General features: G+C 41.3%; 5 protein-coding genes. 1 reads left to right on the forward strand and 4 read right to left on the reverse strand.

Annotation, left to right across the window (positions count from 1 at the left end; all coding sequences use genetic code 11):
• Positions 1 to 37 precede the first annotated feature (37 nt).
• The 3 genes from AC5JM2_RS08935 to nudC form a co-directional block, all read right to left on the reverse strand.
• Positions 38 to 1,861 (reverse strand): DUF262 domain-containing protein, encoded by a 1,824-nt coding sequence (locus AC5JM2_RS08935; protein ID WP_495834541.1) that lies wholly within the window; start codon positions 1,859 to 1,861, stop codon positions 38 to 40.
• Positions 1,862 to 2,025: 164 nt separating this feature from the next.
• On the reverse strand, positions 2,026 to 2,856 hold the full coding sequence (locus AC5JM2_RS08940) for a M90 family metallopeptidase (protein WP_495834542.1): 831 nt from the start codon (positions 2,854 to 2,856) through the stop codon (positions 2,026 to 2,028).
• A 219-nt stretch (positions 2,857 to 3,075) separates the two neighbouring features.
• Positions 3,076 to 3,888 carry an NAD(+) diphosphatase gene (nudC, locus tag AC5JM2_RS08945; RefSeq protein WP_495834543.1) on the reverse strand — a complete coding sequence of 271 codons (813 nt, stop codon included), beginning with the start codon at positions 3,886 to 3,888 and terminating at the stop codon, positions 3,076 to 3,078.
• Positions 3,889 to 4,005: 117 nt separating this feature from the next.
• Here nudC and AC5JM2_RS08950 point away from each other — a divergent pair, with 117 nt between their 5' ends.
• Positions 4,006 to 4,608, forward strand: a complete 603-nt coding sequence (locus tag AC5JM2_RS08950) for a 2OG-Fe(II) oxygenase (protein WP_495834544.1) — start codon at positions 4,006 to 4,008, stop codon at positions 4,606 to 4,608.
• 427 nt (positions 4,609 to 5,035) lie between these two features.
• On the opposite strand, the gene AC5JM2_RS08955 is transcribed toward AC5JM2_RS08950, so the two are convergent.
• On the reverse strand, positions 5,036 to 7,247 hold a 2,212-nt coding region (locus AC5JM2_RS08955; RefSeq protein ID WP_495834545.1), incomplete at its 5' end, for a COR domain-containing protein.

The raw sequence follows: 7,247 nt of genomic DNA on the forward strand, positions 1-7,247 counted from the left end.
TAATTTATGATGTGACTTCGTCTTTCATTGTTGAAAATTATGGATAAAAAACTTTGAGCGCAATATCTATAAGTAAATTTTTATGATTTTTGATTTCTTGTTCACCCCAAGTTTGATTTCTTGCTATATTTCTAGTCAATAATACTGATGATGCTTGATAAAGAGACCTTTTTGCATCGAAAGGATCATTTCCGCCTATAGTATTCTGCGCGGGGTCTAAAATAGTCAGATTTCCCAATGTATTTTTCAGAGGTTCCAACTTTTCGTCTCTAAACTTCTTACTTGTATTTTGTGGATATATATGTTCAATTGAAGTTCCGGCAAAGTCATAGACTCTGCTTTTATCTTTACATAACGGAGTTTCTGTAGCTCCAGCTTGATACCATTCGTAATAATATTCTGTAGTCATTAAGTAATATTTAAGGGGTTTATTACTTACTCCAGAGTCTTTATACTCTAACATTTCAAGACCAGTCTTAAATGTGATATCTGATGCTTTAGAATTAATTAGCTTTTGTAACTTTTGCCTTAATCCTGAGACATTATAAGAGCTTGGATTCTCCCGGATAGCAAGCGATTCTTCATAATAAATATTTTTTAATGATGTGGCGTGCTGATTACATATTATTTTATATCTGAAATAAACCCTTTCTACAATCTGCACTATTTCCGAAAAAATCTTATGTTCAAGTTGTGAAGCGGCTAGAAAGAGTGGTACAGATAAAGTATGGTCAAGTTCTTTCAAAAGAATATTTAAGCGAGTTCTATCCCAATTAGTGATTGGTTGTTTTGATGGATATAGCCATTGTCCTTCTAGCAATTTTCTACACTTCAAGATATCTTCATGTATATTTTTGACTGTTTGATATACTTGTTTAGATTCAGAATATGTAAAATTTTCTGTTTTATGTTTTTTATGTTCTGGAAAAAAGCTATCAAGAAGTGTGTCAAAAAATTCATCTTGTTTAGCTCTTTTACCCTGATAGGATTCATAAATCCAGTTCAAATAATTTGCTGTTTTTGATGGAGAATCGGCAAGGATATTGTCCCAGAAGATTTCACAACTATCCTGACAGTCTTTGAATCCTTCTAAAATCTCTAAAGTATTTGCTTTTAATAAATCGCCAACTGTTAAATTGGTTCCTCTATCATTAATAACTTGAAATAATCTAAATGCATCATCTTTACTATCAGTAACCATGTATAGTATGGTAAAGTCATTATCTATAATATTTTGTATTATTTCAATATCGTCCATCTTTCCTTCTAACTTTGATGGATTGATTATATTTCGTACTGCTTTTAGTATAGTTTGGTAGGCGCGATTAATCTTTTCATGAGAATCTCTTGAAGGAGATGGATTCATCTCACGAATAAGTTCTTTATAGAACGGATGATCCACTCTGGATAGTCTCATAACTTCGACAGAATTTACTTTTCTTTGAACTTCCTGCCGAAACTCTATAAATCTTTCAGAGAGATCTTTTATCCGTCCCTCCAAAATGAACTGATTATTTTCATCTTTTGAATGCTTTACTTGTTCAAGTAACTCCTTATATATCTTAATTAAACAAGACATTAATAGCGTAAATGTTGAAATTCTTTGTTGTCCATCAATAATTTCATATTCGTGTTGATTAACAGCTCCTGCAACAGGATATCTAACGCAGAGCACCCCTCCAAAAAAATGATTAACAGGCGTATGTGATTTTCTTCTCTCAAAACAGTTTTTCAAATCTTTGATAAAATCTTCAACAGATTCAGCTTCCCATGCATAAGCTCTTTGATACTTGGGGATAAAAAACATCGGTCTGTATTCAAAAATTTTCCCCACAGAAGTGTATGCAGGCTCCATCTTCATATGAATCACACCTATATTAACTGTATTTAATAGTTTATACGAATAGTCGCTCAATAAAAACTTATACTAGTTGAAGTGCAGCAAACTCTACCGTTGTAAGATGCCTTAAAAAACAAAACTCCTCACTACTCAATATAATCTTAGGTCTTACGCCTCAACTCAATCTAATCTCTCACCCATTGCACCGGATCTAGTTGATAGTAACGTTGCAGTAGTTCATAAAGTGCCGGATGCTTCTTCAGCAATTGCTGGGGTTTTTCAAAGAATGTTTCAGTCGCCACGGCGAAAAATTCTGCGGGATTAGTTGTGCCATAGCTATCCATTACGGTCTTTACGCCTCGTTGAACATCATTGCACAGCTGTTGATATTCTTGTGCCATCACCTGCGCCCAAATGGGATAGTCTGAATTTCGTTGCAAAATAGGAACCCCCTCAGCTTTCCCATCCTCTTGATCCAATTGGTGGGCGAATTCATGAAGCACAACGTTATGTCCATCCCTCCAGTTTTGAGTGTCTTGTTGCACCTGTTCCCAAGATAATATAACTTGGTCATGAGTCCACGATTCTCCCAGTCTTGCCACGCGCCTTTCCTCAACAATATAATTGCCGGTGGCAATCGTTTCATTAACAAAATAAGTGCTGGGATAAATCAGAATTGAACGAAGTTTAGGGAAGTATTCTCCTCGCTCGTTAAGCAAGAGCAAACAGGCTACAGCAGCGATCGCCAATTTCATCTCCTCCGTTACCTGCAATCCTGCACAGCCAATGAATTGTTTTTCCGCTAAAAATACTTGAATATGTCCTTGAACCTGTCGGCGTTCAGCGGGAGAAAGATGGAGATAAATGGGAAGATTATTCTCAATAATCGCATTCCAAAGTGGCGGGAAAGGACGATGTTTAAGACGGTTTCTTCGTTGTTTAACTAGGGTGGGACTGACTAAAATCCCAGTGATAATCAGCCCAATGATCACAAAAACAATAATTGTTTGAACCATTGATTTTTAAGAATTAGGGGTGTAAGGGGGTAAGGGTGTAGGGGTGTAGGGGATGAGTGTAATTTGGGGGCACCAAGCCACCACTAACCTATTGACCACCCTTACGCGTTCACCAGTCGCCTGGGCGACTGGCTCTCCCGTTGGGCATTGCACAAAAATATAATCCCTTCTTACCCCTTACACCCCTACACCCCTACACCCCTACACCCTTAGTTTCGCTCAAAGTACAAAGGAGTCGATAAGCTTGCGAGCAATACTCAACCTAGGAGGAACTTGTGGTAAGTTGTGCTTACTAAACCAGGCAGCATCTACCAACTCTTGCGGTTCGATAACGATGTCACCACTTGCATAAGTGGCTGTGAATCCAATCATAAGTGAGTTGGGAAATGGCCAAGGTTGCGAGCCAAAATAGCGAATATCTTTCACCTCAATCCCCACTTCCTCGCGGACTTCGCGCACCACCGTTTCTTCTAATGATTCTCCTGGTTCCACGAAGCCAGCTAGCACGCTGTACATTCCCGGTGGAAACCGAGGGGCGCGAGCCAATAAGAGTTCTTCGCCGCGAGAAACGAGAACGATAATCGCAGGCGAGAGGCGAGGATAATTCACTAATCCACACTTGGGGCAACGTTTGGCACGCTCATGGGATAATTGGGTTGTCGGAGTCGCACAGTGCCCGCAGTATTGGTGAGTGCGATCCCATTCCACGATTTGGATCGCACGACCACTCAGCGCATACAACTGTTCATCCAACATTCCGTACAATTCGCGCAATCCCTGCAAAACCATGCCATCGGGGACGATCGCATCCTTGGGCAGTTCTGCCGAGTAACAAGGTTGACCATCCAGGGTGCCAAGGAATTGGGTTCGCACTGGCTCTAAGCCAATTTCTGTTAGACTGATTAAATTGGGAATTTGGCTGACGTTTCCTTCGGAGCGAACCAGCAATTTATTGCCAACAAAGGCAAACCACCAGGAAGGTTGAGATTGTACTGTGGCTGGAGTAATGCCAGGGATAAAGGTTTGATGCATATCAGTAGAACACAATTGCCTTGATCGTATCACCGCCGCTCTCACCCAAAACCATACTTTGCCTCATCACCAATCTGAATCTCTGTTCAACTTGAAACTTTTAAACTTTTTGAACACTTGAACTACTTTTCTCAGCACCAAGACGCCTTCCCAATCACTTACCTCAACGACTTGCGAGGAGAGATTTTAGCGTCCCCCTATTTTGCAACCAACAACCTTAACCGCGACTTTGTTGACACAAAGGGTTTTTCTGTGGTATTCCAGCGTTCAGAAATTGCGGAAGTAGAACGGCGCTTTCCTTTCTTCAAGCCCTATCTCGACCAGGCGCTAGAGCCGAACTGCAACGCTTTCTATCTTAACCCGCTGCTGCTCAAAGAAGGCTCCCGCGTCGATCCGCATATTGATCGCTCCCTGCGATCTTACTGCAAAACGATTGAGCCTCCTGTGGTGGTTAGTGTTCTTTATGTGCAAGTACAGCCAAACTTGCAAGGCGGAGAACTGGTGCTGCGCCGCCACAAACAGCAAGTCGGGCAGATTAAACCACGAACTAACACGTTACTGTATTTTCAAGGCGATCTGACTCATTCGGTGAATGCTGTTAAAATCACAGGGACTCGTCTAAGCTTAGTTTGTGAACAATACAGTTTGAGTGAAACTGAACTGCAAGATATTCCAGCGTTCACAGTGGAGTCTAGAGCGGTTAAGGTTAAGCGGAAATAAGGAACTTGCCCATCTACTGTAAGGTATGGTTGGACGTAAATTATAAAGCGATCGCCTATTTCATCACTACCATATGGACAGGCTGTAGCTTCAATCATATTGCTTAAACTTGGGAGGCGATAGCCCAAAGGGCTGACGCTAGCCCCGATAGGCGTAGCCGTGCCGTTAGGCATAGGGGGCGCTAGCTCCCAAAGGGAGCGCACTCTCGGACCCAAACGCGTATCGCAATGTTTTTTTGCAATAAATAATCAATTCATAGCTAATATCATGTCCTGCTCAATACTTACGATATGTCATTGCGAGTGGAACGAAGTGAAACGAAGCAATCTCAAGCACTTGCGTTCGCGTAGCGTGTCCGTTCGCGGCGGACATAGTGACGTTTATTTATGTCCACCGACTTAACTAAATCGCACTCACTAAATACCATTTACTGAAACGTTGCTTCTTTTTTAATCTTTTCGCAGATGTCCACCCAAGCTCCATCTTGCTCTGCCTCACTCAAGCTACTTAGAGGCTTCTTGGGATCGTGCGCTGCTTGATACTTTTCAATTGCTGTTTCTTTGTAACTGCTAAAACGCAACGGGATCCAAAAAATTGTGACTCCTGCTCCAGCCTTTTCTAATAGAAGTGGTAATTCATTTTTATTGATAAAGTTTGATGCTAAAAAATTAGGACTCACCAGCAACAAAGCAACTTTTGCAGCGGCGAGAGCTTTGGAAATTTCATCTCGCCACACAGCACCAGCCTGGATTTGGGTATCATCCCACAGTTGCAAATCCTTTTCTCTAATTAATGGTTCTAGATGAGTTTTGAGGTCGTCAAACCACTTTTGATCTTTATGACTATAGCTGATGAAAACGAGGTTTCTGGTTGGGGTCAACAATGCTTTTTTCTCTTGTTCCAGTTCCTGTTGCAACGGTGCTGCTTGAGACTTGAGTTCTCTATCTACAGCGAAGGGTTGATGCATAACATCATCAATCAACCTTCGGATCTGGATTCTTTGATAGCTGTTCTCGCAGTCAACCTCGTCTATACCAGCGTTCAAGCGCTTATACAGTGCGTTCAATTTGTAGGGATGAGGCGTCTCACTTGCTTGACAGCTTGCGCAATTGCAGGGAACATAGGTTTCATACTTCAAATGCTCGAAAGACTTATGGATTTTTTCGAGTTCGTGGGTGACAACTGCTAGCAGTTCTTTCTTGCGGTTTCCGGCGACACGAATTTTAATTTCCCTTTGATTATAGTTTTCAATCACTTCGGCACGGATTTGGTCTTTATTGAGAACAACGCCGTTTTTCCAGACGAGTGTTTGTTGTTCAATCCAAAAGTGTGTCTCAACAATGAAGCGGGTGAGGATACCTTTGGGCATGAATTCGTATTCATAGCGCAAAATCAGGTTGTTGGTTTCGTCCCAAGTGTAGTCGGGTTGGTTAGCACAAAGCAATTGAGGTGCAATATAAGTGCCAGGACGATTGGGAATTTTGTAGCAGAGTTTGAACCGCATCATCAACTGCAGCAGTTCATCTTGCATATCGGCATGTTCAACTTTATTCCAGATATTAAGAAGATCATCCTGGGTAAAGCGCCCCTGATTTTGCCTAACGGTATCATTGTCCAACACTTTGTAGACAGCAGTAGTACCCCATTCCGGTTTGAGGATGAGATAGTGTTTGAGTGTAGAATCGTCTTGCAAGTGAAGACATACACCTAAATCATGCAGATAGCCACTGAGTTGGAGTTTGTCCTTTTTTGTAGTAAATCCATGTTTCTGACAAATAGCGAGATATTCTTCCAAGCTAATATATTCACGGGGGTCGTGTTCTAAAGCTTCCCGAACTTTAACCCAGGTTTTGGGGAGTTCTGTTCCTACATGGGGTAACTTTTGAATGTAATACTTAATATTATTAAGGATTTCTGGAAGACCACGATTAGTCGCAAGATTTGTAGTGAGTGTTTCTTTAAAATTAGTAAACTCACCCCGTAACTCCCGTTCGTTGATTTCTCGTTTACGCTCCTGCTTTTCGTTTTTGATAATTAACAAAGGACTGTTACCGCTCAGTAACTCTACCACTTTTAGCCAGTAGTAAAAATCTGTATCTTCTTTACGAGTATCTGCGACCACAACATAAAGGGAGCGTTTGGTGAGGAAAAATTGGTGGGTAGCATGATAAATTTCCTGACCGCCAAAATCCCATATATTAACCTGAAACTCTCTGCCAGTTAAGAGTGGAAATTTCCATTGAATAACATCAATACCTTCGGTAGAGATTTCATCCTGTTGTAGCTGATAATTTTGGTCTTGAATTTTTTTTGCTAACGTAGTTTTGCCCGCTCCAGGTTCTCCCACAATAAGTAATTTGGCTTCGTAGAGGTAATCGGTTTCTTGTTCTAGCTGTTGCCTGTAAAAGTCTAGAATTTCTCTAAATTCTTTTCTTCGAATTTCTGGTGGAAGTGACGTTAGGGGATTGTCATCAAGCCTAAGGTCTCTGATTTTAGTGAGTAGTCCAATTTCCTTTGGCAGTGCGCTGAGTTGATTCCTGCTGAGGTCGAGCGATTCCAGGTTGGTGAGTTGGACAATTTCCGCTGGCAGTGCGCTGAGTTGATTCCTGCTGAGGTCGAGCGATTCCAGGTTGGTGAGT

Source organism: Brasilonema angustatum (genome assembly GCF_059505445.1).